The 25,365-nt window shown below is 51.7% G+C and carries 21 protein-coding genes; 11 read left to right on the top strand and 10 right to left on the bottom strand.

Annotated features, from left to right (window positions below; all coding sequences use genetic code 11):
* Positions 1-111 precede the first annotated feature (111 nt).
* Positions 112-1,104, top strand: a complete 993-nt coding sequence (locus SH528x_RS08545) for a DUF1559 family PulG-like putative transporter (RefSeq protein ID WP_442510103.1) — start codon at positions 112-114, stop codon at positions 1,102-1,104.
* A 9-nt stretch (positions 1,105-1,113) separates the two neighbouring features.
* On the opposite strand, the gene SH528x_RS08540 is transcribed toward SH528x_RS08545, so the two are convergent.
* Positions 1,114-1,878 carry a LuxR C-terminal-related transcriptional regulator gene (locus SH528x_RS08540; protein WP_442510102.1) on the bottom strand — a complete coding sequence of 255 codons (765 nt, stop codon included), beginning with the start codon at positions 1,876-1,878 and terminating at the stop codon, positions 1,114-1,116.
* Positions 1,879-2,723: 845 nt separating this feature from the next.
* Complete coding sequence (locus SH528x_RS08535; protein WP_442510101.1) at positions 2,724-4,163, bottom strand: RNA polymerase sigma factor RpoD/SigA; 1,440 nt, start codon at positions 4,161-4,163, stop codon at positions 2,724-2,726.
* 754 nt (positions 4,164-4,917) lie between these two features.
* On the opposite strand from SH528x_RS08535, the gene SH528x_RS08530 reads away from it, so the two are divergent.
* From SH528x_RS08530 to SH528x_RS08520, 3 genes are all read left to right on the top strand, one after another.
* The gene (locus SH528x_RS08530; RefSeq protein ID WP_442510100.1) at positions 4,918-5,304 is read left to right on the top strand and encodes a hypothetical protein; all 387 of its coding nucleotides are present in this window, start codon (positions 4,918-4,920) and stop codon (positions 5,302-5,304) included.
* A gap of 215 nt (positions 5,305-5,519) precedes the next feature.
* A complete protein-coding gene (locus tag SH528x_RS08525) occupies positions 5,520-5,726 on the top strand; it encodes a hypothetical protein (protein ID WP_442510099.1) in 207 nt (68 codons plus the stop codon).
* An 82-nt stretch (positions 5,727-5,808) separates the two neighbouring features.
* Entirely contained in the window at positions 5,809-6,021 is a 213-nt protein-coding gene (locus tag SH528x_RS08520; protein ID WP_442510098.1) for a hypothetical protein, read from the top strand.
* A gap of 18 nt (positions 6,022-6,039) precedes the next feature.
* On the opposite strand, the gene ruvX is transcribed toward SH528x_RS08520, so the two are convergent.
* Both ruvX and SH528x_RS08510 read right to left on the bottom strand, forming a co-directional pair.
* Complete coding sequence (gene ruvX, locus SH528x_RS08515) at positions 6,040-6,558, bottom strand: Holliday junction resolvase RuvX (RefSeq protein WP_442510097.1); 519 nt, start codon at positions 6,556-6,558, stop codon at positions 6,040-6,042.
* Between the two features lie 195 nt (positions 6,559-6,753).
* The gene (locus tag SH528x_RS08510; RefSeq protein ID WP_442510096.1) at positions 6,754-8,193 is read right to left on the bottom strand and encodes a RecQ family ATP-dependent DNA helicase; all 1,440 of its coding nucleotides are present in this window, start codon (positions 8,191-8,193) and stop codon (positions 6,754-6,756) included.
* Between the two features lie 426 nt (positions 8,194-8,619).
* On the opposite strand from SH528x_RS08510, the gene SH528x_RS08505 reads away from it, so the two are divergent.
* From SH528x_RS08505 to SH528x_RS08480, 6 genes are all read left to right on the top strand, one after another.
* Positions 8,620-9,498, top strand: coding sequence for a hypothetical protein (locus SH528x_RS08505; protein WP_442510095.1), 879 nt, complete (start codon positions 8,620-8,622; stop codon positions 9,496-9,498).
* A 680-nt stretch (positions 9,499-10,178) separates the two neighbouring features.
* Positions 10,179-11,255: a DUF1559 family PulG-like putative transporter gene (locus SH528x_RS08500; protein ID WP_442510094.1), complete on the top strand. Its 1,077-nt coding sequence runs from the start codon at positions 10,179-10,181 to the stop codon at positions 11,253-11,255.
* Between the two features lie 62 nt (positions 11,256-11,317).
* Positions 11,318-11,806, top strand: coding sequence for a hypothetical protein (locus SH528x_RS08495; protein WP_442510093.1), 489 nt, complete (start codon positions 11,318-11,320; stop codon positions 11,804-11,806).
* Positions 11,807-11,999: 193 nt separating this feature from the next.
* A complete protein-coding gene (locus SH528x_RS08490; protein WP_442510092.1) occupies positions 12,000-13,481 on the top strand; it encodes a sulfatase family protein in 1,482 nt (493 codons plus the stop codon).
* A gap of 207 nt (positions 13,482-13,688) precedes the next feature.
* A complete protein-coding gene (locus SH528x_RS08485; RefSeq protein ID WP_442510091.1) occupies positions 13,689-14,579 on the top strand; it encodes a hypothetical protein in 891 nt (296 codons plus the stop codon).
* A 56-nt stretch (positions 14,580-14,635) separates the two neighbouring features.
* A complete protein-coding gene (locus tag SH528x_RS08480; protein ID WP_442510090.1) occupies positions 14,636-15,946 on the top strand; it encodes an acyltransferase family protein in 1,311 nt (436 codons plus the stop codon).
* 226 nt (positions 15,947-16,172) lie between these two features.
* Here the strand turns inward: SH528x_RS08480 and SH528x_RS08475 are convergent, their stop codons facing one another.
* The 3 genes from SH528x_RS08475 to SH528x_RS08465 form a co-directional block, all read right to left on the bottom strand.
* Positions 16,173-18,449 carry a type II secretion system protein GspD gene (locus tag SH528x_RS08475; protein WP_442510089.1) on the bottom strand — a complete coding sequence of 759 codons (2,277 nt, stop codon included), beginning with the start codon at positions 18,447-18,449 and terminating at the stop codon, positions 16,173-16,175.
* Between the two features lie 69 nt (positions 18,450-18,518).
* The gene (locus tag SH528x_RS08470; protein WP_442510088.1) at positions 18,519-19,172 is read right to left on the bottom strand and encodes a hypothetical protein; all 654 of its coding nucleotides are present in this window, start codon (positions 19,170-19,172) and stop codon (positions 18,519-18,521) included.
* Positions 19,165-20,682 carry a PilN domain-containing protein gene (locus tag SH528x_RS08465; RefSeq protein ID WP_442510087.1) on the bottom strand — a complete coding sequence of 506 codons (1,518 nt, stop codon included), beginning with the start codon at positions 20,680-20,682 and terminating at the stop codon, positions 19,165-19,167. The genes SH528x_RS08470 and SH528x_RS08465 overlap by 8 nt, the downstream gene beginning before the upstream one ends.
* Positions 20,683-21,126: 444 nt before the next feature.
* On the opposite strand from SH528x_RS08465, the gene SH528x_RS08460 reads away from it, so the two are divergent.
* Positions 21,127-22,050: a glycosyltransferase family 2 protein gene (locus tag SH528x_RS08460; protein ID WP_442510086.1), complete on the top strand. Its 924-nt coding sequence runs from the start codon at positions 21,127-21,129 to the stop codon at positions 22,048-22,050.
* A 182-nt stretch (positions 22,051-22,232) separates the two neighbouring features.
* Here SH528x_RS08460 and SH528x_RS08455 read toward each other — a convergent pair whose 3' ends face one another.
* From SH528x_RS08455 to glf, 3 genes are all read right to left on the bottom strand, one after another.
* Positions 22,233-23,162 carry a hypothetical protein gene (locus SH528x_RS08455; RefSeq protein ID WP_442510085.1) on the bottom strand — a complete coding sequence of 310 codons (930 nt, stop codon included), beginning with the start codon at positions 23,160-23,162 and terminating at the stop codon, positions 22,233-22,235.
* On the bottom strand, positions 23,152-23,919 hold the full coding sequence (locus SH528x_RS08450; protein ID WP_442510084.1) for a hypothetical protein: 768 nt from the start codon (positions 23,917-23,919) through the stop codon (positions 23,152-23,154). Before SH528x_RS08450 ends, SH528x_RS08455 begins: the two co-directional genes overlap by 11 nt.
* 78 nt (positions 23,920-23,997) lie before the next feature.
* Positions 23,998-25,143, bottom strand: a complete 1,146-nt coding sequence (glf, locus tag SH528x_RS08445) for a UDP-galactopyranose mutase (protein ID WP_442510083.1) — start codon at positions 25,141-25,143, stop codon at positions 23,998-24,000.
* Between the last annotated feature and the right edge of the window lie 222 nt (positions 25,144-25,365).

Here is a 25,365-nt window from a genome sequence, read left to right as displayed (position 1 = left end):
ATAAGATGACTTATATCCGGGGCCAAAGCACCGTGGACACAATCGCGTGTGCAGCGGGCCAATCGGCTCGTTCATTAAGAACGCAACGGAATATCGGGGGGTACCCAATTGATGGCTGGTAAAGCTCAGAATTACAGAAATTCAGCCCAGACTTTGCACAAAGCATTCGCTGAACAGAAACCTTGCCAGGGATTTACCCTCGTCGAGCTTCTTGTCGTTTTGGGCACTATTGGCGTATTGGTGGGTCTGCTACTTCCCGCAGTTCAAGCATCACGAGAATCAGCCCGCCAAACCCAGTGCCTTAATCATCTGAAGCAGATTGGTTTAGCGGTGCAGAACTTTCATGCCCAACGTGACGAGTTGCCACCGAGTCGTAATTACGATCATTACACTAGTTGGGCGTTCCTGCTGCTGCCGCATCTGGAACAGGCAGCCCTTTCGGACGAATGGGACGATTCACTGAAGTATTACTACCAGAGCGATACTGCGAGACTGACCGCGATCGCTCCCTATTTTTGCCCTTCGCGTCGCGACGCCAACATTCACAGCACGCAGGGAGACGATATTTTGTCTCCCTACGAAACGAGCGGCCACGTTCCAGGGATCGTTAGCGACTACGCTTGCTCGGCAGGCCATGGTCCCTCGGGTGTTTGGAATTGGATCTACTCCAACGGTGCGTTCATCATGGGTGACGGCGAGACTGATCCCGAAACGATTCCTGACGGCAATTTTGCGCCGCCCAATGCAAAGCTAGTCACGTGGAAAAGCCGAACCAGTTTTGCCAGTTTGACCGATGGGACTAGCCATACGATTATTGTAGGTGAGAAACATGTGCGACCATCGCGGCAGGGCATCGCCTCCGAAGACGGTGCCATTTATAACGGCGACCATCCCGCAAACTTCTCTCGATGTGGCGGTCCCGGTTATCCGCTCGCACGCTTTCCTACCGACCGTTTTCAAACCAATTTTGGCAGTTACCATGTCGCTGGATGCAACTTTGTCTATGCCGACGGAAGCGTCCATGTGCTGAACGTCGACATCTCGACCGATATCCTTGGGCGACTGACGCATCGAAACGACCACCAAGTGATCGAAGGTTATTGAAGACGTTGCTTACTCTTGCTTCATGTTTTTGACGAGCGCTTGAAAGCGTTCTAGTTGCAAATGGTCACACGTCAGCCCAAGATGTCCGACGGCCCTCGCGATATCAGCTAGCGTTGAATAGCCAAGTTTGCGGCCAATCTCCGTCTTGTGACGCTCGACGGTACGGGGACTCCGATGCAGCATCTTGGCAACCTCTGGGACACTTTTTCCGTGTCCCAAGAGAATGAAAATCTCGAGTTCGCGATTGCTAAGCGCGGACAAACAGCCCAGATCCACGTACTGGCTAGTCACCGTTTCAATGTTTGCATCCGAATCGACGGCATCACGTCGCGACAGGATTAAAGCGTAACTTCCTCCGCCAGAATCATCACTCGGCTTTGCTGCATCCACTTGCTCTGCTGCATCTTCGTCTTGTTGGACGTTCGCGGTGTCGCCGCCGCCAACCTCCATGCTTCTTACTAATTCGCCGCCATCGCTAATGGGATAAAACGTGGAAACCATTTGCTTCCCGTCGTAGATGTGCCGCGCACGTAGAGGTTTTCCCTCTTCAATCACCTGTTCGATCCAAGCCAAACGTTCACGCACGAACTCGGGATGGAACAAAACGCTCAGGTGACGGTAGCCCTCAGTTTCCGACGGCGTTACGCCAAACAGCGTCCGTGCCGCATCATTGCTATATGCAACATGCCCGTCTTTCGTGACGATCGTCACCCCTATCCCGACTTCCATTCGGAATATGTCTGCCCAGTTAATCGAGCTAAATGGACTGCTCATATTTGATTCAATTCAACTCAGTTCTACAGGACCACAGGGATGCTAGATCAGAGGGGGATCGTCCGTTCAACTTGCTTCGGATTCGCTTGAATTCACAGATTCACCGGAGAAGAACTTCGCTTGGGTACTCCGGGTGCCAAATTAAGTCTAGCTTGCGTTCTCGGGGGGGGAGCAGAAGGTTTTTCGCATTATTCACAATCCCTTAATGCAACAGCCAAGATGAGGACGGAATCTACGTCTTCACGAAAAGCCGAGCTCTAAAGAGTTCGTCATACTGACTCGGGCTAGACTGTTCCCACCTGGGAATAGATTGGCCCCGCTACCACCAACGATTACAGAATCGTCTTTCAAAGATCGCTAGATGATAAGAAACTTTGATTTCATTGCACTAGGACTACTGCGGTTTTGGCAGTCAAGATTTGAGAATAGCACGTTATTATTAGGCACTACGACGCTCTTGGTACACAAACACCCGGTGTCCCCTTTGTTGAGCCGCGTTGTCCACAAACAGGCACTCAATCTGAACGTCACTTAACTCCACCCAAACGGACTGTTCGCTAGCCTCTAGATGCCGGAGTGCAGATTGCGACAGATCGAATCGCGATCCGCATATCGAAGCAGCAGCGTCAACAACAAATCACCTATCGCAGCTGCGACTTAGAAACAAGCGGAAAAGAACATTCGAATTTGAGGGCAATGAACCGCTCGTTGCTTTTACTCACGATCGTCGGACCATTAAGTGACGCGTTGATTCGTAGCGGAAGTCGTCAAGACTTTAGTGAATCGCACAACAGGTTGAAACTCACGCAAGCGTTCCGCTACGTCAGTAACGGTTTCGGCGGTCCTTAGTCAAGAAAGCCGACCAGACTATTCACCTCGTCATGTTGTTGCAGTTTTCGCAAGGCACGTCGTTCAATCTGACGAACACGTTCTCGGCTGATGTTGAACACTTTGGCAACTTCTGAGAGTGTCTGCGGCGAGTAGTTATCGAAGCCGAATCGCATTCTAACGATCGATCGCTCACGATCATCCAGTTGACCGAGCAAGGATTCCAATCGATGGCTTAGCGTGTTTGCATCGACTTCGGTCCCAAGCGGTGCTCGATCCTCTTCCTGCAAAATATCGCGTAGATTTGTAGGGGCATCGCCTGCAGTTCCGTTATCCAGACTGTAACTAGTGCTTAGCGAACGCTCGAGCACGATCAGCCGTTCATCGCTCAGCCCTGAGGTGTCGGCAACTTCGCGATGCGTTGGTCGATGACTCAATTGCTGATACAAATCACTGATCGTTCGCTGCAATTCGTTCATCTCGCCAACGACGTGCACCGGGATGCGAATGGTACGACTTTGTTCCGCAACCGCGCGTCCAATCGCTTGACGAATCCACCATGTGGCATAAGTCGAAAGTTTGAAACCTTTACTGGCTTCGAACTTTTCAACCGCACGCATCAATCCCGAGTTGCCTTCTTGAATCAAATCAAGAAACGCCAACCCGCGTCCGCGATATTTCTTTGCAATCGAAACGACGAGACGTAAGTTGGCTTCCACCAACTTTTGCTTGGTTGAGGTGTAAAGCGAGTAGTTTCGCTCGAGTTCTTGAACACGACGATCGAGACCACAACTTGAGTGCTGAGTCCGTCGCAAGATGGTTTCGTATTCGGCATGCTCTTCGAGCGTTAGCTCGGCCCGCCGTTGACGAAGCACTCCGACTCGATGATTCATCCACAACACGTTTTCGAAATGCTGTTCGATCGCGGGTAACCGCAAACCAAGTTCCTCGATCAGCGTAACGATCGATTCCCGCCGACGCAGGTAGCGACTACGGGCTTCACTACGCTCGGCTAACGTGAGTTGACGATTTCGGATCGCCTCGTAATCCGCGTTGTTGAGCGAAAGCAAGGACTCAAGCGTGCAAACATTCGGTTCTAATCGGCTGAGAATTTGTCGCTTTACCTTCTCGTCGGTCACAGCATAACTAAGACTACGGTCCGCCCTCGCGTCGCCCGTCACGATCTCGCGAAGCGATGCAACCGCATCCTCGGCAACAAAACGAATACGGAGCAAATTGTGTCGGAATAAGGTACGGGCATCATCCAGCTGCAGCGCCAGATCCAATTCTTGTTCTGCTGTCAACAGAGACGTCTGGCCCATTTGCTTGAGGTACATCCCTAGCGAATCCGATAGCTCGTCCTGACTTCGCAATGGACTATCATCGTGTCGCAACTTCGAAGAATCGAAACCGCCGCGAGTCGCAGTGTTTCCGGAATTCGTATTGAGAGAAACCATTTCCTACCCCTTCCTATTTATAATGAGAAAGCGAACGCGGTTGGCCTTCAAAACCGAAGGACATTATCCGACTTTCTCAGTAAGGTTTGTGTTCACGCACTCACCATTTAAAGGACGTTAGTGAATCCACCTGAGCAATGCACGCATCTATCGACAATCAGAGAGACGATTCATGCACTACTGTTTTACGCACTGAGACACTCAAAAGTTCCCCAGGGTTCAACTTCGGTTGATTAACCCCAGCGTTTCAAGACTCTAACCGCGGACGACATCCGTCCACGGTTTCCGAGCGAGTCACTGCTAATAAACGTCGCTTTTGACAGTCACTTCTAACCGTTTTTCGTTGTGATTTAGTAACACGCAAAGATCATGCCGGCTGCCACTAAATCCATTCTCAGCATGCCCAATACAGCCGTTCCGTAACCGTCCCCCCTCTTTCAATTAACCATCCCTCAACAATGATATAAGACGATTTTGCGTGAGGAATTGAACGCATCAACGATGATTTCTTGGCAACGGCGGTCTGCTGGAAGACGCTTATCTGCAAACAATGGTTACGGTTGTTGCAACATTGCGTCTGCAATGAGTTAATGAGCATGGGGCAGAATGCCCCGCCTGGGGAAATCTAAGACAGGTCAGGCTCAGGTGTGTTGTCGGCTTGAGCTTCCCAGGGCTTCTCCATGCGTCCAGCGAGCCTTTTTGATCCCGCTGCCTCGACCTTCCACCTCTTGTTCTTCAACTTTACAGCACCGCCATGAACTCAACCCTGAAACGCTTTCACGTCTATTTGTACGGGCCCAAGGGTGAGGGGTTGCTATCAAGTTTCGAAGATGCCGCCAGCCGGCTGCAGCTACTTCCGCAACTGTATTTCGAACTCGATGGCTCGTTTGTATGGTCACCCGATCGTGCCCAACAAATTGATGGCATGCTGTACGACGCTCAAGGACGGCTTCAATACGTCGATCTTCAGGGGCAATGCAGCTTCGAAAGTTGGAACGCGGTGATCGATGCGATCAATGATAACCATCCCGCAACGGATTGCTTTGTGATGGTAATTCCGACTAGAGAGTTGAAAAACTTACCAACGTTCGAGCATTCAATCTGGGGCTCGCAAAATTCACTGCCGGCGAATGAAAAATAAAAACGACGCAATTCACGGTGTTTTCGCCGTTTTTTGATCAAAAGCGTGCTCGTTCGCGTGAACTTTCTGGAATCTAATCGCTCTTTTGGACTGTATTGGCATCCCAATTGCTTCTTCCTAACTTCGTCTTCAGCGGTGTCAGCCGAGGACACGAAGCAAATGTAACTGAAGCCTAAACAAAGCCTAAGCGATTACTTTCCTGGAGGGATTCACCGATGTTAACCGTTACTCGCCCTGAGACTGTCTCTAAAGCAACTACACCGGCTCAAAATGAGATTCGTCTTTCCGATACTGAGATTTCTCGCCGCGTCGTTGCGATTCGTTCAGGTTGGAGCATTGCCGAACGTGTCCGTCGTCGCCGCGAAGCGGACAAGCGATTCCTCGATTTGATCGATGCGTTGTCGGCTTGCGAAGCTGCCTAGTCATTCTAATTTTGCGACACACTTCGTCGCAAAATTTCTGCTATCTACTTTTCAGTTTAAATAGTTTTTGGAAGGATTCAAAATGTCGACGATGATCTGCGAAACGCGTGATGATGCTGCAATGAATTTGAACGAACTAAATACAGAAGTGCGTTTGTCGGACGTTGAGATTTCGCGTCGGGTGCTCGCCATTCGTTCGGGATGGAGCATTTCAGAGCGTGTCCGTCGCCGTAACGACGCCAACGAGCGTTTCCTGGATTTGATGGTAGCACTGTCGACGTGCGACGCTGCTTAAGGTTGCAATCCTGAGGTTTCAATCAATCGATTCTCCTTTTGCAGGAATCTCTTCGCTTGACGGTTTCCCGACGATCTCGCCTCGATAGCGGCATGCTTCGATGAATGATTCAAGGATGACCAAAGCCGCGACAGCGTCGATCCGCTTCTTTTTGCCTTGGCGGGTATAGCCTGCGGCACGCATGCGATTGTTCGCATCCGCCGTAGTAAAACGCTCGTCGAATAAACGCACCGGTTTGCCGGTCGTCGTTGCGAGCCAGCGTGCAAATTCGCGGGCTTGAGTACTCTTTTCACTTTCGCCCCCATCGAGATGGATGGGCAACCCGACGACAAAAGCGGCAATCCGTTCCACTTTTGTTAAGTCGCGATAGTAATCGCCATCGTTGACCCAATCTACTGCAGAGTGGACTTCCAACGGGCTAGCCAAGATTCGATCTGGATCACAGATTGCGATCCCAATACGTACACTGCCAAAATCGATCGCTGCGAGACGGCCAGTCGTGGGAAATTCGTCCGAAACGTTTGAAGATTCGTTCATCGGGTCGATGCCGTGCAGTGAAAAGGTTGAAATGAGACTTGGCAGCTGCGCTGTTTTTTACCGTAGGGGACGATCCGTCGCCAAACCATACCGGATTCCCTTGGCGCTGCAACGTACATCGCGTTCTCAGTCATGCGTCGAAAAGAATTGTATGGCGCCGTGCAATTGAAAAGTCGTGCAATTGAAAAGCAGCAATCACGAGTTGTCGTCACCTTCAAAGTATCGCTGCAAGAATGCTTTACGGTCGTCCTGTTCTGCCGCGAATTGGACCATTGCGTAAAGCCGTTGCTGGTCCCGACGTTTTTTCTCCGCTAACGCTTCGCTGTCGCGAAAATGCGGAGGGATTGATGTCAGCACCTCAAAGCACTCAGGTGGATGTGGCCCTGCGACAACCCCGGCCCGATCGAGCATCGCAAACGCGGTGGCAATCCTATGGTCATGCCGGCTGAGTCGTTGCAGTCGGTCGTTTAACCAGTCGATCCCAAACGCCCGACACGACTCGTTGTGTTCGGTCAGCATGTTTAGAAGTCGACCATAAAAATCAGCGTCGGGATTGGACCATTCAATGAATTGCATTTGGGTCATCAGATCACTCTGGTCGTACAACCACACGCAGCGACTCGGTTGATGATCACGCCCCGCCCTGCCAACTTCCTGGTAATACGATTCGATAGAGCCCGGTGTTTCTGCGTGGATCAAAACGCGAATGTTCGCCTTGTCAATTCCCATTCCAAAGGCATTGGTGGCCAACACGACATCGGTATCACCACTTAGAAATCGGTTGTGAACTTGGCGTCGTTTCTGACTGGGCAAATCGCCATGATAACATTCATGATCAACACCACATCGCAGCAAGTGATCGCTAAAGCGGCTTAGCGTCTTGATCAGCGAAAAATAGATCACAACGCTTCCGCCGCGATAAACGGAGTCGTCAAGACTGCTTTGGATCAAGTCGAATTTCTCTTGATCGCTGATCACATGCTCCACATCAAGCCGAAGGTTAGGTCGATTAATCCCTTGGTAGAACAACTGGATGTTTTCCGCACCGATTCCGAGTTGATGGTAGATGTCTTGCCGACACGCTTCGGTTGCCGTTGCGGTTAATGCAATCGTGGTTGGAAAACCAAGCCGTTCACGAATCTCGCCGATACGCGAGTAGTCGGGCCGGAAGTCATGTCCCCATTGGCTGACACAATGCGCTTCGTCGATCGCCAACAACTTGACTTTGCGTTTGCCGATGATTTCTCGAAACTCATCTTTTCGAAAACGCTCGGGGGTGACGTACAACAATCGGTACTTGCCTGTCGCAACTTCGGCATAGCGAAGCTCGCGGGTTTGGCGGTCTAATGAGGAATTGATGTAGGCCGCATCGATTCCTCGCGATCGCAAATCACTGACCTGGTCGTGCATCAACGCGACCAGAGGTGACAAGACGAGCACAATCTCGTTGCTGTTTTCTGGAATCGTTAATGCCGGAATTTGAAAACACAATGATTTCCCCATCCCCGTCGGCATCACCACCATCGCGTGATTGCCCGCAAGGACATGTTCGATGACCGCCTGCTGCGACGGTCGAAACGATGGATAGCCAAAATACTGGCGCAACAAATCGTTTAGCAATTTCGGGTCAGGCATAAAAACGGAGCTGCATGTCGACAGCAAAATTGGATTGAGGAGTATTAGGAAAAAAGAAGTTCCCCGCGAGCAAAATAATCATCAACGGGACAGCCAGACTTCGTCGCCAAGAAATGGATGTACCCAGTATCCGACGGAGTAATTTCAATAAACTAGCAAAATTCCCGGGTCTTTCCGATGGTTCTTTTGCGTTTCCTTAAGGAGGGATTGCATCACTCCCCGTTTCGCCCGGCAACATTCGGAGGTCCGAAGTCGGGTGAAGATCCACGAGGGGGCACGCGGACCCGCCACTGACAATGCAGCGGCTTACGTTAGATATTGCCCGGAAAACTTAATGGTTTTCGATGGGATAAACGTCTCTTGCTGTGCTAGTTTAAGAAGTCTCTCTCTCCTTTTTTCGTTTATCTATTCGGAGTGAAACCCATTGTGAAAGCCAAAAGAGATCCGCGGCTTGCTGACATTTCGTCACGGCATTCGAACGCCGCAGCCGACCTACCCATGCCATCCATAGCGATGGAACCACCAACGAAGAAGAAAAAGGAGCCGCCCGCGATTCCCTATCGTTCGCCGTTCCGCTGGTCAAATCGACCGGAATGGTTGACCACGTTTCTAGCGGGAATGGGCGTCTTGTTGATAGCGTTTATGATTTATATCGCGAGCAGCGGAATCAGTGCCACGCTAAAGCGAAACCAAAACCATCAGGCGATTACTGATGTTTGGCGTCAACTACTCGTATCCAACGTTGCGGTTTCCGGGTCGCCTACCAAAGTGGTCGATGCCGATTTGCCCTCATTCCCTTCGATCGCGTTTCAAGCCGTCCGCTCTCCATTAGAACTAAATCGCAACCTTCGACTCGCCACAGCCCTGCCAGGAATTCGCCGGATTGACCTTTCCCCCGAATCGACAAGATTCATTGGCCGCGGGCATGCGGACGATTCCACTTTGGAAATCTTAGGAAGAAACTTTCGCGAATTAGATTCGCTGGATCTAAGTGGAACGGCAATCACCACCCTCAAGCCAATCGAAGAATTGAAAGTACGTGATTTGCGGATCATTAATTCCACCATCCGACCCGATAACCTCTCGTCACTGAAATACTTTGACACCGTGACCGATCTATGGATCGGATGGTATGGGAACGTTCAAGAAAGTGACAATATTTACTTTTCAGATGCCTACCGTGGACGCGTTGTTGATGCGATGGCGGAAATGAAAGGACTCAAAACGATTCACTACTTTGAGATGTCGTTTACTAAAGAAGAGCGGGAACAATTGTCTCGCTTTAACTTAATGCAAGTTAAGTAACGGATTGTCTTCGATCGATCGGCGACTCGCGAAATCCCACCAGCCCGGTTTGGCTGAGTGGGATTTTTTTTAGCCAAACGTTGGCCTTCGTGTAAAACCGCGTCCTTCTCTTAAAACAACTCCGAACGATCGCCAGTCGCTGAATCCGACAATCACACTGGCGATCTGACAAGCACGCTGCGATCTGACAAGATTCGCGTTTCCGAACCATAACTTGGTGCTGGCCATTGTTCTTCAACAATGGCCACGAAGCTAACCTTAGGCCAAAGCTGCAACCCTCTCTCATCCACCTCTGCTTTGACCCGGTTTGCCAGGTCCAAACCGCGTTGAACATCGCAATTGCACAATTCGATAGCAGCCACCCGCTCAAAGTCCTTGCACTTGCGAGGACGCATGGAAAGCGATGACTAGGCAAAGACCGTGCCGAATTATCATTTTTTAGAAATTCACACAAAAATTTCCTGAAGGTAAGGGGCGGTAGGCAATCGAGACGAACAGCCAGAGCGAAACTAATCCCCATTAGCGTCCCGCTCCCCGCCATCAGGTTGCGGGCAATTGGGAGACCGAGCATTTGCGAGGCATTCGGATTGCGGAAGGCAAGATCCGTGCGAACGTCGTGCATGCTCAATGGCGACGTTCATCTTTCAACATCAAGGTCGAAGATTTAGGAAACGAATCGAATGTCAATTTCCAAATTCCAGTACGCACGATCAACGCGTGCAAAGGAACGCAGCGGTTTTACATTGGTCGAGCTACTGGTGGTCATTGCGATCATTGGCGTGTTGGTCGGCCTACTGTTACCCGCAGTGCAAGCAGCTCGCGAAGCCGCTCGCCGCATGTCGTGCTCGAACAACTTGAAGCAACTTGGTTTGGCGCTTCATATGTACCATGACACTTACAAAGCCATGCCACCGGCGGTACTTCCCGTCACGGCAACGAATGATCGCCCTGCATCGTGGTTGGTCCGTATTCTGCCATTTGTGGAGCAGACTGCTGCATTCGAATCCGCGACGTTTGCGGGAACGGATTGGGCGTCTCGTAATCCTGGCATTAACCGCAACTGGGAAACCTTTGACGGGCTTGTTGTCCCCACTTTCAATTGCCCTTCCAGCTCCCTTCCGACCACTCGCTCTGATGACGCAAGTACGGATACCAAGGCACTGGGGGCTCCCGACAAACTCGAAGTCCAAATTTCTAACTACGTGGGTGTCGCTGGGCGGTTTAGTAATAACAACACGAACTACTCCACTTGGAACGGCTATCACGGGATGACCGATCACAATGGAGTGATCGTTGCGTTGGACAATTATTACAACCAACCGGTACGTTTTGCATCGATCCTGGATGGCACCAGCAACACGCTTGCGATTGGTGAACAATCCGCTGAAATCCGCATTCGCAACACCGATGGAACATTCAATTACTATGACCAACGTGCTGGGAATTGGTACGGCGGAGCTTGGTCCGGCGGCGGTGGTGCCAACCACAACGAATCTGAAGCTTATTGGATGAACATTGCCTCGACGCGAGTCGGCATTAATTATTCGTCCACCAGCCGTTACTCGCCTCATGGCATCGGCCCGTACTGGTACGGACGTCCTGGACGTCACACCGTGTTTAACTCGACTCACGGCGGGGGAGCTCAATTCGTGCTCGCCGACGGCAGCGTTCGTTTCATCAGCGAAAATATCCGTTTCGATATCTACGCACTGTTGGCGGATCGCCAAGACCGCACCGTAATGAACGAAGATTTCTAAGCTTCTTTCCTTCACGTAAAACGTAAATCGATAAGCCTCTCGAAACAATTAGAATCGGATCCATGAACACGAATCACGTCTCGAAACTCTCTTTTAGTTTGGCAATGTCATTGCTGGTCGTCACCCTCGGATGCAGCCGAAGTGACAAGCCGTCGTTGGCCGGCGTCAGTGGCAAGCTAATGAAGGAAGGAAAACCTTTCGTCAACGCCAAGGTAGAATTTTACCCTACGCTCAACGGCGCCGCTTCGTATGGCGAAACCGACGACACTGGGACCTTCACCTTGTATTACTCGACGGGGGATCCCGGAGCAGCAGTCGGAGACCATAAAGTAACCGTCATCGGCGGTCACGTGGCTGGCGGGCCGACTGCACCGGCATCCGAGGTCATCGCACCGACGGTTTCGACCGAGGAAATGGCCGAAGGATCGCTGCAACCGATCGGGATGGCTCCTAAAGGTCGCTCCCAAGCCAAAGACGGGTCGCCAAAACGAATCGAAGGTTTGACGGCAAAAGTTGACGATGGGCCTAACGAAATCATCTTGAATCTGTAGTTCGTTTGCTACGATTCTTGATCGAATGTACGTAACGATTGAGGGTGACCAAGGTTGCCCTCAATCGTTTTTTTCATGATCTCGACAAGGAATTGACTTGGCAAACCACAGCGAGCAGACTGGGGGCCGAATTTGGGCGTCTGCAATTGCGGGCATTTAATCGATTCCTCGCTGATTTTGAAAAGAGATCGAGATGGTTTGGCTCCCGCGAAAAGTTGTGTCCGGTCACTCACCCCTAACCCAAGCTCGTTGGCGATTCGTATTCACATTCATCGCGTTGGGGTGCGTGTTCGCGGTTACGGCGGCGCACTGCGTTGCGCAGGACGCCGAGACTAGCAGCTCTGCTTCTGCCGATCCAACAACACGTCCCAACCTAATTCTGATTCTTGCTGACGATCTCGGTTATGGTGACGTTTCTTGTCATGGGGCGACGGATGTGCAAACGCCTCACTTGGACAAGCTTGCTGCCGAAGGCATGATGTTGACTCGGATGCGGGCCAATTGCACCGTTTGCTCGCCGACGCGTGCTGCGATCATGACGGGCATGTACCCGGATCGCGCCGGAGTCCCTGGAGTGATCCGAACGAACGCAACCAATTCGTGGGGACATCTGCGAACCGATGTACCGACGTTGGCCGACCGACTGAGTGAAGCGGGGTATCAAACTGCCATCGTTGGGAAGTGGCATCTTGGCTTGTCGTCGCCAAACACACCCTGTGAACGTGGGTTTGACCACTTCCATGGGTTTCTCGGCGACATGATGGACGACTACTACACGCACCGTCGTCAAGGCTTTAATTACATGCGACGTGATGACAAGGAAATTGATCCCGAAGGACACGCAACGGAGTTGTTCACGCAGTGGGCCGATGATTATCTGACGCAGCATGCAACGCCATCTGAGTCGCCATTTTTTCTGTATCTCGCCTACAACGCTCCTCATTTTCCGATCCAGCCGCCCGAGCAGTGGCTCGCTCGCGTGCAAACGCGATCTCCGCAGCTTGAGGCCAAACGGGCGCTCAACGTAGCGTTCGTCGAGCACTTGGATGACCAAATCGGCAAATTGCTCAAACGCATCGATGAGCTAGGGCTGCGTGAAAAAACCGTGATCGCGTTCACGTCGGACAATGGCGGTTCATTGCCTCATGCTCAAAACAATGATCCTTGGCGTGATGGAAAACAGAGTCACTACGATGGCGGCCTACGGGTACCCGCTTGGGTTCGTTATCCCGGGAAGATTCTTGCGGGAAGCAAGAGTGACCAACCCGTGATGACGTTTGACGTCGGAGCGACGTTTTTGCAATACGCTGGCGTGCAACGGCCCAATGACATCGACGCAATCGGTTTGAAAGATTTGCTTGAAGGCAAAGCGTCCACGCAGGGTTCACAATCTGCTGCACGCGAGCTGTATTTTGTCCGCCGCGAAGGAGGGGGGCAGTATGTAGGACACGCCTACCACGCTATGATTCACGGACGATGGAAACTGATGCAGAACGATCCGTTTTCACCTCTGGAACTTTATGATCTCGAAGCGGATCCACAAGAGACAAATAATCAGATCACAAAGCAACCTCAAGTGGTAGCGAAACTCAAACAGCGGTTGGCGGCACAGATTCAACATGGCGGCAGCGTCCCTTGGCAGGCCCCGCAATCACCTGAATTGATTGCTCAGTGAGATCCATTGATGTGTGCATGATCGGTGTTGCAAAAAGCCACACTTGTTTTACTTTGCGTGAGCTTGATCTTCATGTTCCGCGTGCAAAACGCAGTAAAACGGCCTTGGCATGATTTGTGCCTTGTTGAGTCGACGTTGCTGGATCAATCGAGATGAATGTTCATATCGATTGGCTCCTTTCTGCCAACTCAATGACAAGGGATTCCAATGCGTTGTTTGCAAGTCCGTCGCGGTATCGTTGCCGTTACCGTTTTACTGTTAACCGTTTCGTTCTCGGGCGAAGAGTTTGTTTCAGCGGACGAACCCACGGTTGCGGTCGAGTTGTTTGACGCGATCGATTCGAAACAAGTGGCGGTACAGTTTATTGCCTTGGACGCAAAGCACGCGAACGTATTGATTGAAAATCTTACGGATCGCGTTTTGCATATTGAATTGCCAGATTCGATCGCCGCCGTTCCCGTGCTTGCTCAACTTGGATTCGGTGGACAACAAGCCGGAATCGGTGGCCAGCAGGGACAAGCAGGACAGGGCGGCGGCAATCAAAGCGTCGGCGGAGGCTTTCAGCAAGGTGCACAGCAAGGGGGCAATGCCTTTGGTAACAACGGCGCGGGAAACAACATCGGTGGCGGCAACGCGCGACAAGGCAACGGATTTGGCATGGGATTCATGCGAATTGCTCCCGAGAAGACTCGCAAATTAGTCGCCACGACCGTTTGCTTGGAACAGGGGAAACCTGAGCCCAATGCCAAGCTGGAATACCGCATGATCCGACTTGAGCAATACACGCAGGATAAAAATCTGATTGAACTTTGCAATCAACTCGCTCAGGCGAACGTGTCCCAAAAGGTCGCTCAAGCAGTGGCATGGCATTACGCCAATGAGCTCAGTTGGGAAGAACTCGCCAAACTCAATCGCATCGAATCACGCTATCTCGGCAATGTGCGTCTGTTCCGGCAAAGTGAGCTCAATGATGCCAAAGCGTTTGTTAAGGCTCAGCAAGAGGCCAGCAGCAAAAGCTCGCAAACTCTTTCTGATGTCTCGCTCTCTCAAAATGCCAACGCGCTGTCGCAAAGATTCAATGATTTGATGGCAAGATAAAACGTAGGATTTGATCTTTCCCACGCCGGGTTGGTTTTGGTATCTGCAAATGCACGATGAATACCATTGCATTTCCAACTCAGCGTTCGCGGACCTTATCCCGAAAATCACCTCACTCCGGGGATGGAACCTCCGCTGAAGATTCAGCGGATCAACCATCGGCGAAGCGGAAAATGTTGGGTTTCGATGCCGTCCGCGGGATTGCCGCACTCGGTGTTGTGCTATTGCACGCGTGTGTGCCCTATCTACAAAATCCGATGCCCGGGCTAGCGTGGTCCGTTCGCGATTCTGCCAGTCGACCAGTGGACTGGCTATTTTGGGGCATCGAAGTTTTTATCATGCCATTGTTCTTAGTGTTGGCCGGCTATTTTGCGTGGCAAACATTATCGGGTCGTGGCAGCGTTGCTCTCGTCACCAGTCGTGCACGGCGACTATTGGTGCCGCTTGCATTCGCGGTTTGTGCGGTGTTGCCTCTGGACTTGTACGTCTGGGTGCTCGGCTGGGTCGTCGAAGGCATTGTCGAACCCGTGAAATTAAAGAGTCTAAAATTTGATGGCGGCATTGATCGCGATTTGTGGGGTCTGAGCCATCTGTGGTTCTTGCAATACGTATTTATTTACGTGGTGGTTGCCGCCATCGTCGCTCGTTTTGACATTTTCAGAAAAGCGACACAGTACATCGCCAAACGATCGGGAATCGCAATGACGCTGCTCGCCGGGACGGCAGCAGTGACGCTGATGGTCGCGCCGGAGGTGGTTTGGGGATTCCAACACGCATTTCTGCCGGTGGTCAGCAAATGGGTTTACAGTGGAACCTTTTTCGCCGCCGGGATGCTGATCGCAAACGTCGATCCGTCGCTGGCGTCGCTCGAAAACAAAACCAAGACGTTAGCTATTGCAAGCACGTTGCTGTTGGTAACCACCGTGACGCTGGGCCGCTGGCACCTGGAATACGGTGACAGCGATTTAGCACAAGCGGGACTTGCAATCGTGACCGTGCTTGCGGCCTACGCCGTGACATTCTTCGCGATCGCGGCAAGTCGCAAGATTCATCATCTTTCGGTGCCACTTCAATATTTAGCGGCAGCGTCGTTTTGGATCTACTTGGTGCATCACCCCATCCTCGGCTTGGTCCACATCGATCTCAAGCAACTGCTACCGGGTGTGGATCCTAGCGTGAAGATGATGGCAGCATTTTCCATCAGTGTCGGGCTAAGTTTATTAACCTATGAAGGTCTCGTTCGCCGCACGCGTCTGGGACGAATGCTGGGAATGCAGTGGTCACTGCCTATGGACAACGTCGATGTGTTGCCGATGAAACGCGAGTCTGTTGAAACAGAGTCAACGCCGCGACGAATCGCTGCATAGTCGCGATGAAAATCCTAGTGCTGCGTGGCAGCTTACTTTTAGGGTAGCGGAACTCGCGCGATAGTTTCGGATCGGCGGGCAAATACAACGAAAGTCTTGACGACTTTCGCTATTACCAACCCTAATTCTTAGCTGCGACGCAGCACAAGCCATTTCACTCTCGCGTTTACTCACCGTATGGTAGGCAACGCGATTGGGAATCACACTCTATTAGGGTGATGGGCTATTAGGGTGATGGGATAATCACTTCGACTTCAGCAGAATTGATCGTGAACTGGTTTTGGTTCATCGGTTCGAGGCAACCGATGCCGCATCCTCCGATCATCTCAAGTTCAACGGAACCGCCGTTCAGTCGTGGGCGAGGATGGTGATTCGGGCAGTCGGGATTCCGGCAATCAGGTGTGCCTGGACAAACGGTGGCGTAGGGGATTTGGTCCAGCTGTAAATTGGCTATACAGCTCGCTTGATTTTCGCGGAGCGTGCCGGGAGCATAGGGCGAGATAATCTCGGGCTTCAAGAACACGATCAGCTCGCTTTCTCGCACCTCGGTGCCATGACTGCGGAACAGGCGACCGATGTACTTTACATCTTTTAGATAGGGCACGCCTCGAACGGTTTCGGTAATGTTCTTTTGTCGAAGTCCGCCCATCGCGAACAGATGTCCGTTGCCGACGCGAACCGTCGTTTCCGCATTCCGGCTATCGATCACCGGGTACGCATCTCGATACTCGGCAACCACACTGTATTCCGGTTGCACGTGCATTTCGATCGTCCCGTCGCGGCTAATCCTCGGCGTGACGTTTAAGATGATGCCCGCTTCCTCAAACTCGACCTGCGGAATTGATCCCGTGCTGGTCACGATCGAAGTCACAATAGGAAGCCGCTGCACAATCTTGATCGAAGCTTGGCAACGGTCTCCGACAGTGACCGTAGGATCGGCGAGGATTTTTGCTTCGGACGTCGCACTCAGGGCCTGCAGCGCAACGCTTGCATCATACGAATTGTTAAGCGTACGAAACCCCAGCGATGAAGTCGGGCTTCCTAACCCAAGATCCGTACCCGCTTCGATGGCATTTCGAAAGACGCTAATTTCCTCGTCGGTACCTGCGTTCAATAGACTTGTCGACTTGCTGTGAGGTCCGTGCGACCAATTTACCCCCAGCCCTTCGGCTTCCTTCAGACTGACGTCATAGATCAATGCCGTGATGCGGACTTGAGCGCGCGGAACATCGAGCTGTTCGATCGCCTGCGCAGCAAGCCGCAGTTGATCCGGGGTCCCTTTGACCATGATCCGGTTTTCTTTTGCATACGTCGCCACCACAATGTTGTCGCCCAGTGCCGCTTGCAATGACTCTGTCATCTCTTCGGCTTCGGTGTACTGAGGCGTAAAATAGGCGATGCCGCTGGTCGTAACGAGCGGTTCGCTTACTACCTGCGTTGTCATTGGTGCGGGTGAATCAATGGGCGGTGGAAGCGTTTGAGCGACTTGAGGCGACAAACTAGTTATCAATTCTTGGACCCGCTTAACTCGCTCGGGGCGATCGACGATCAATATCGCGCCGTTCCCAATCTTTCGAATTTGACCTCGTTCACTCATCAACAACTGCACCGCCTCGATCGTTGCATCAAGATCCTGGATACTCGTGGGCATTTGGATCATGCGTGAAACAAAGTCGGGATTGCCCGTGCCCACTTGATCGATCGGGAGCACCACCAAACTGCTGCCGTTGTGCCGATAGCTGTAACCTGATGAATTCAGTACCGCCGACAAAACCTCACGCAACGGGGTTTCGTAAAACGTACCACTGACATCCCCCGTGATTGAATCCCCGGCAACGATGTTCACTTTCCAGAGCTCGCTAAGCAGGAAGATCACTTCACTCAATGGCGTTTTGCGAAACGTGATGCTGCCTTTGCGATCGAGTAAATCGTCGATGCTTTGGGTACCGACCGACTCATTTGTCGCGGATGCACTTGTCGCTGGCTTGTCGGCCGGGGCGGGGAGATTTTGTTCTAGCGGATTTGAAACGGAGGGGACTGGCGAATTCTGATCACTCGACATAGCCGTGTTCCAATTCGGATTCGGACCTGTCGAACGGGGGTCTCTCGAAGATTTCTCATTCGAAGTCAACTCACTCGAAGAGATCGACGCCGGATCCGGTTGCGTCGTTCGTGCAAGCGAAGGCGATTCACCTCCCTCTGTGATGCGATCGGCGACGAACGACACATCGGGCGACGCGGGTACCTTTAACACTCGGCCTTCGGGTTTGACGATCACCGGGCGGCCACTGCCGCGAATCGGAACCAAGTCGGGAACGTCCGCGATGCGAAGACTCGCCATCACACGATCCGATGTTGGATGATCCAGCGTAGTCGTCCATTCATTGCCAAACGCGTTCAGCACGCCGCAACCGCTTACTAGAATCGCAGCGGCAAGTCGTCCGTAGATACCACAACACCATGCGATACACTTGGGTTTAGCGGTAATTTCGATAGTCGACATTTTGCCATCCATGGCAGTGTGTTGATTCAGCTAGTTTAAATTGGCATTACGTTGTCTAACAAACGTCGTCTAGTAAAAAATCCGAATGCCCCTCGGATGACGAGCGAACTCGTCTTCATCTTCGATTGGCTTTGGACTCAGTCCAAATACAATCAGTCGTATTTCAGACGCAACCAGAGGCAAATTCCCTTCCGTGGGCATTAACACCAAACTGTTTGTCGTCATGTACCATCCCCGCTTGGCAATGCCTTGCAGGATTTTTGTTACGGTTTCGAGGGATCCATCGATCCGCAACTCAACTTCATGAGCGTGCAGAATGTAATCCGATTCGTCACTGTATTGGGGAAGCGATTCTTGGCGTGGATCATCATTTTCGATGGCCCACGGTCGGACCCGCCCCTTACTAATCTCTAGACTGCGGAGTCGCCCACCCGATTCGCGAATGATCGCAATCAAGGTGTTGCGAACTTCCTGGCTCTTTTCAGGATCGATGGAACGATTCAGATGAGAGTCCAAGTCAGCGCTGATGTTTGACTCGAGCTCACGCAAGCGTTTCTGCTTGTTTTGTACCAACGTGAACTGACCATCCAACGCACTGAGTTCGCGTGCTTCACTCCTCAGCGTAAAGTATTCATCGACCCATGGGATACCTATCGCGATGATCGCAATCAAACTTAGGCTCGCGACGATTGCTCGGGTTGCCCGGCTATTCATATTATTCATCTTGTGCGGCCTCCATGGGATCTGTATCACGCGACGTCATGGTCAACCGAATGGTAAATCGGGTAGCGTCCGAATTGGCTTCAGGGGTGGTTGAGTGCAAGGCGACTTCGCTAATCTCGGGTAAATCACGTAATTCTTCGAGGATTTCGTAGACAACCCGTTCTTCGAGTACGGTTCCTTCGAGCCGAACGTGCGTCCCAGACTCGATTCGAAATTCGTTAAGCTTCGCCAGATCCGGCAAGCTTTGTGTAATCCGTTGAAGCTGTGCAATCCAATCTGGCTCGTCACTCTGACGCTCGACCGACTTCAAATGCTCAAGTAGCTCTCGTTTGCGAGCCAGTTCTGCCATCCGAGTTTTCGTCGCAATGACCTGAGCTTGGACTTGCTGAGATCCATGTTTAGCGTGCGTCGCATGGGTACGAGCGTAATGGAGCATTGTGAAACTGATCATCAGAAACAGGGCGGCCACCATTGCTGGCCAAGCGACGCGAATGATCTGTACTGGGAGAGAAAGATCGGGTGCCCGACGGACGTCACGAAGTAAATCGGGAACTTCGTTGACCGTCACACCAAGCATCAGTGGTAAGACCGAGGCAACGGCGGGAACGCAATGCGATTCGCAATCCTCGTCACTGATGTCATAGAGTTGCTCGCATGGTGGCACACATAAAACGACTTCATCAAATTCCGGACTGTTTTTGAAGAGTTTAGCGGCATGGCTGACCTTTTCCGCTGTGCCGCAAAGCAGCAATTTCTCGAGTTTTCCACCGTCAATGCCGAGGTGGCGATGGCAATATCGTTGCAATCGCGAATGATGCCCATCGAGTGTCACTTGCAGCTCTTCGACTGTTTTTGCTGCGGCGGGACGATAATCGAGAATTAGCCGTCCTTGGTGAATGATCCCCACGTCCCAACGTGTGCCGGTACCATCGGCGATTAAGATTGGATTGGTTGAATCCCGGCTGGCGTAACCAATCAAACGTGCCACGCTGATTAGCGAAGGTTCTGCCCAGGCGACCTCGACATCATTGTCACGCAATGCGTCGTAAATCATCCGCATCACCGAATGGTTCGCCACACTTGTTGCGGCATAATGGGTTTGTGCATCAATTTGGGTGCGAAGCAGCCCGGTAACCTTTTCACCAGGCCCAAGCTGCAAATAACGTGGTACTCGACTCTGCAATGTCGACAATTCATGGTCGACTGCGTCCGACGTTCCAAGGGTGATTCGGTTGACGCAAATATCGCCATCCAGAGAGAGGCAAACCGTTCCGCGGCGCATGTCGTTGCGATCCACTAGCGTTGCAACTGCCTCGGCAAATGCGGACGCATTGGATGCGGTCAACCAACCACTCGCCATCGGACAACGAATGGCATCAATGTCCAGCCGATATCGCTCTCCTTGAATCGGAGTGGCGATCGCGACTTGCACCATTCGATTTTCAATCCAAAAACCGAAGAGTTTGCCACGTTCAGTGTCGTTTTTTTGCTTAGATATCCGGTGCGACATTGCAGGAAATCCCCCTGCAAGAAGCGTAGGTCGTGATTAACGCAATGAATAGCAATTCGATCCGACTGTGCAAATAAACAGGTAGTCAGATGTCTTCTGGCTAGTTCGACTCTTCATCTTGTGAGCCGAATGCGTTAGCGTCGGGCCGCCGCTCGGCAAAAAGTTGGCAAAATGAGGCCCGCGGCTAGCGCCGTCGGCTCGCAAATACGGGGAAAACGAAAAAGTAGGTCAGTCGAACTAACATCAAACGGCTAACGGTAATGCCCAATCCAGCAAAGTCGGCGTATTCGTTACCGACATTCATGATTGTGCCGGTCTTAGTGGTCGTAGTACGTCACCCTGCTGTGGTGACCGCTTACGGCCGATTATGACGAGAATAGGAATCAGTACATTGTCCACGACGGTGGTTTCCAAACCACATTTCTCGTCTCGCCACGTTACGCCATGCTCGACACTCCCGTCGCCTTCATCGTCTTTAATCGGCCCGAGCAGACACGGCAGTCGTTTGCGGCCATTCGAAAGGCTCGGCCGAAAACCTTATTCATTATCAGCGATGGTGCTCGTAGCGATCGACCCAGCGAAGCTGCATTGGTTTCCCAATCCCGTCAAATCGCCGAAAATTGTGATTGGCCGTGCGAGGTCACGCGTTTCTATTCGGACATCAATCTAGGCTGTGCCAAACGCGTTAGCAGTGGCGTTACGGCCGTGTTCGAACAAGTCGAGCGAGCCATCATCTTAGAAGATGACTGTGTCCCCAACCAAACGTTTTTCCACTTCTGCAGCGAACTGCTTGAACGCTATCAAGATGACACGCGAGTGATGGCGATTAGCGGCGACAACTTTCAATCCGGTAATGACGAGTCAGCCGATTCGTATTACTTTTCGAAATACCTGCATTGCTGGGGCTGGGCAACGTGGCGACGTGCTTGGCAACACTACGAAGGAACGCTTGCTGCGTGGCCCGATTTTCGTGATAGCGAGGATCTCGCAGCACTCTGCCACTCGCTGCGTGAACAAGACTATTGGACGCGGATATTCAATCGAGTTCACGCGGGCGAAATCGATACCTGGGATTTCACCTGGCTGTTAGCCTGTTGGATGAATCACGGTCTGACTGCGTTACCGTCGAAAAATTTGGTATCCAATATTGGGTTCGGTGAAAATGCGACTCACACATCCGAACCCAGTCCGTTTGAGAACTTGCCTACGTATGAGTTTCAAAAGCTTGAGCACCCCGAACGAGTCAGCCGCTGCTTGTTAAAAGACATTGCAACCGATCGGTTAATGTTTAGCCGCGGCAAGTTGCGGTTTCGACACCTCGTTCAGCTCGCTCGACAATACGCACCACTGGCTCGTCGTGCTGCCTAGAACGCGAAGTACGGGATTGAAACCTGCGACCGGTCAAAACGAGAGTTGGGCTGTAGCGAAAGTCGCCAAGACTTTCGGCAATTCACAGCGTGGACGAAACTCTTGGCGAGTTTCGCTACACCAAGATTAAGCCTGAATCAAGACCAAGCTTGAATGATGCACTCGCCGACCGGGTCAAAGACTCAAGCCGCTTGTCGGGCAGATTGGTTAAACCAATCGAGTCGTTCCAACATATCAAACTCGTTGTTGTGAACCGTGAAATCCGTCACGCCCATACGCGGGAAATCAGTGTAGTTGCCGTGTAACTGCTCACCACCGTAGCGATGAAGCAACATCAACTGGCCTGGGAAAAGTGCGTTCATATAGGCAGCACCACCCTGAACCGCAATTCGGTGTTGCGAATGCGAAAGCAAACAGAGTTGGAACTCGTTAAACGAGAGATGCTTGTGGCTTTCGTATAACTCTTCGGCGAGCACCACGCCCTGCTCACGCAGTCGCTCTTTTTCGTTCAAATTTCCTACTGGCATATGATCGTGAACGATATGTGCGGTCGGTCGTAAATAGACGATGCTGAATTGGTCGCTGGCCTTTTGAACCACACGATCAAGGAACGGTCTCGACAGAAAGTTGATCGGCGGATGATCCCACTCGATGTTGTATTTGTTGAAAATCAACAATAGAGGTTTGGGAAAACTCAGCTTTATCTTGTTCGCGTAATGTGCGGCAAAATTTGGCGGTTCCCAACGATTCGCATCGGGACTTTCGTGCGGCTTCTGAGCGATCGAATCGAGGTATTTGACGAATTGGCGTTGTTCGTACAGCTCGCGATGATCGGGCGAGAAAAAGTAGAAACACTTCGTTCCCAAACAGCTCACCGTTTGCTGCAGACATCCCACTTTTGCCAGATGGTAGGCGTACGGAACGTGGTAGAACATTTCGTAGCCAAATTCACAGCCTTGGCTATCGACGATTGAGCTGGGGTACGGTCCAAGTGGCCGCACATTCGGCTTGCCTTGCAATCGATGCTTCAGCGCAGCGAAACGATTTGCGAGTGAAACCTTGGGTTTGGCTTCAGCATCGAAAAACTTTCGAGAGTGTTGGTTATGCGGCACGTTGATTCTCCGCAAGTTCGCGTTTTGCGTAGCGTCGCTCTCGCCACTTCGCTTTCAAAGCTCGGCGGAAAGAGCGAATTTGGAATGCCAACGACGGTGGCTCGTTGTCGATGATCCACGTCGCACGTTCGACCTTCAGATAGCGACCATGTTTTTCGCAGAAATCATAAACAGGTTGGCGAATCGAACACTCGCCGTCCGCGTTTGTCCAGCACCAATCGTCGCCCGTCATGATCGCGTTGGGGAACAGTTCACGGCAAAGTTCAATTTCGGTTCCGACTTTGTCCGAATCCAAGTAAATGAGATCCGGCTCTAATCCCATCGACGACAATTCATAGAGAATCGCCGGAGAATATTCCTTGACGGGAATCACACGGTCTTGATTGTCCCACAGATTCGTCAAGAAGGTTTGGTAGAAACCGTTCTCGCGTCCGAGCTGTTTGGCCACCCTCTCGCATTGATGATTTTCGCGTGCGTAAGTAGCCAAATCCCAGGAAGCGGGCCATGGATCGACAGCAACGACGTTGACCGTTGGCGACGCGGCTAACCAATCGCGTATCGATCCGCCTAGAAACGAACCGATCTCCAAAACCAAACTCATGTCTTTGCGTCGGATCTTTTCGGTGACCATCCAACGACCACCACCGTCCATGCTCCAATCGATCGGATCAAAGTCGGGACGTTCGATGGGCCAAGGATACCTTTGGCGAAGAAGCTTCATTGCCGTTTGATTGGTATTAGAAAGAGAGGTAAGCATCGGTTCCTCGGTTTTAAATCGAACGACAGAAGAGAATGAATTGAGCGGACACGATTGTCCGTCTTGCAATTGACTTGTTTAGGCAGCCCGTCGAATCGGCGGAGTTTGCTGAGGGATCTGCAATAGACGTCCTGAACGACGCGCCATTTCCTTTTCCGCCAAGTGCATTGCCGAAGCGATCACTTGGTGCATATCGTAATAGCGATACGTTGCCAATCGCCCCCCGATCAAATAGTTCTTGGGAAGCATGGCAACATAACGCTGCTGCAGTTGCTCGCCTTGATCGTTGTTGACCGGATAATACATCTCGTCGCCAACCTTCCAATCCGCAGGATACTCGTGCGTGATCACGGTATGGTCGCTTTTGATGGGATCGAAATGCTTATGCTCAACAACTCGCGTGTAGGGCGTTTCAGCGTCGGTGTAGTTGATGGCGGCGATGCCTTGGTAATCAGGCGTTTGGATCACTTGTTGCTCGAATCTCAGTCCTCGCCAATCGTTGGCTCCGAGCTCGTACTCGAACAACCGGTCCAGCGGTCCTGTGTACACAATGCGATTGGCAATCGATTCGAAACGGCATCGATCGCCAAGAAAATCCACATTGGTTTCGACCGCGATCCCCGCGAGCAATTTCTGGAACAACTGTGTGTAGCCTCCTTCGGGAATCCCACAGAATCGATCGTTGAAATAGTCGTCGTTCCAAGTCAAACGAATCGGCAATCGGCGAATAATCGAGCTAGGCAATTCTTTGGGTTCGCGGCCCCATTGCTTTTTGGTGTAGCCGTAGACAAACGTTTCGTAGATTTCGGGACCGACTTGCGATAACACCCACTCTTCTAAATTAGCAGGGTTCTCGATTGGCACCCGTTCGGCTTCGAGACGCTGCTCCGCTTCCTGTGGTGTTTTGACACCCCAAAGCTGATGAAGTGTTGTCAAATTGATCGGGAAAGAGAGCATTCGACCGCGGAAATTGACTTTGGGTCGGTAGCTGAAGCGGCTGAAGCGTGCGAATTGGTTGACGAAGTTCCAGACGCCTTCGTCGTTGGTATGAAAGATGTGCGGGCCGTATTGATGGACATGGATGCCGCCGACGTTGTCCGTGTAGCAGTTTCCCGCAATATGGCTTCGTTTCTCGACGACGAGGCACTTTGCGCCCGCGTCGGTCATCTGTCTTGCGAAGACCGAGCCAAAGAATCCGGCTCCGACGATTACGTAGTCATACATCCTTGTCTCACTTCAGCCGTTCTGGCGAATTTTCGGCGATAAAGTCCACCGATGTCGTCAATCGGAAGGCTTGTTCCGATGGTAGTGATCGCGCACTTCCTAACGGTCAGCTTCGTCCGGATTGCGCCAAATGCTTGAACAAAAAACTTGACTTTTGCTGTTTCAGGGAGTTCCATGATGGCTGCCGACGAGCTGACGGAAAATTCGCTATAACGAGTGAAG

Source organism: Novipirellula methanifontis, from assembly GCF_052161655.1.
Taxonomy (GTDB): Bacteria; Planctomycetota; Planctomycetia; order Pirellulales; family Pirellulaceae; genus Novipirellula.
This window is presented reverse-complemented; position numbering and strand designations above follow the sequence as displayed.

Coding starts and splice junctions, on each gene's coding strand:
- SH528x_RS08540 (WP_442510102.1), bottom strand. CDS start 1,878: ATGAGCAGTCCATTTAGCTCGATTAACTGGGCAGACATATTCCGAATG.
- SH528x_RS08485 (WP_442510091.1), top strand. CDS start 13,689: ATGCGTTGTTTGCAAGTCCGTCGCGGTATCGTTGCCGTTACCGTTTTA.
- SH528x_RS08460 (WP_442510086.1), top strand. CDS start 21,127: ATGCTCGACACTCCCGTCGCCTTCATCGTCTTTAATCGGCCCGAGCAG.
- SH528x_RS08480 (WP_442510090.1), top strand. CDS start 14,636: ATGAATACCATTGCATTTCCAACTCAGCGTTCGCGGACCTTATCCCGA.
- SH528x_RS08495 (WP_442510093.1), top strand. CDS start 11,318: ATGAACACGAATCACGTCTCGAAACTCTCTTTTAGTTTGGCAATGTCA.
- SH528x_RS08475 (WP_442510089.1), bottom strand. CDS start 18,449: ATGTCGACTATCGAAATTACCGCTAAACCCAAGTGTATCGCATGGTGT.
- SH528x_RS08490 (WP_442510092.1), top strand. CDS start 12,000: ATGGTTTGGCTCCCGCGAAAAGTTGTGTCCGGTCACTCACCCCTAACC.
- SH528x_RS08535 (WP_442510101.1), bottom strand. CDS start 4,163: ATGGTTTCTCTCAATACGAATTCCGGAAACACTGCGACTCGCGGCGGT.
- SH528x_RS08520 (WP_442510098.1), top strand. CDS start 5,809: ATGTCGACGATGATCTGCGAAACGCGTGATGATGCTGCAATGAATTTG.
- SH528x_RS08465 (WP_442510087.1), bottom strand. CDS start 20,682: ATGTCGCACCGGATATCTAAGCAAAAAAACGACACTGAACGTGGCAAA.
- SH528x_RS08545 (WP_442510103.1), top strand. CDS start 112: ATGGCTGGTAAAGCTCAGAATTACAGAAATTCAGCCCAGACTTTGCAC.
- SH528x_RS08500 (WP_442510094.1), top strand. CDS start 10,179: ATGTCAATTTCCAAATTCCAGTACGCACGATCAACGCGTGCAAAGGAA.
- SH528x_RS08470 (WP_442510088.1), bottom strand. CDS start 19,172: ATGAATAATATGAATAGCCGGGCAACCCGAGCAATCGTCGCGAGCCTA.
- SH528x_RS08525 (WP_442510099.1), top strand. CDS start 5,520: ATGTTAACCGTTACTCGCCCTGAGACTGTCTCTAAAGCAACTACACCG.
- SH528x_RS08530 (WP_442510100.1), top strand. CDS start 4,918: ATGAACTCAACCCTGAAACGCTTTCACGTCTATTTGTACGGGCCCAAG.
- SH528x_RS08450 (WP_442510084.1), bottom strand. CDS start 23,919: ATGCTTACCTCTCTTTCTAATACCAATCAAACGGCAATGAAGCTTCTT.
- glf (WP_442510083.1), bottom strand. CDS start 25,143: ATGTATGACTACGTAATCGTCGGAGCCGGATTCTTTGGCTCGGTCTTC.
- ruvX (WP_442510097.1), bottom strand. CDS start 6,558: ATGAACGAATCTTCAAACGTTTCGGACGAATTTCCCACGACTGGCCGT.
- SH528x_RS08510 (WP_442510096.1), bottom strand. CDS start 8,193: ATGCCTGACCCGAAATTGCTAAACGATTTGTTGCGCCAGTATTTTGGC.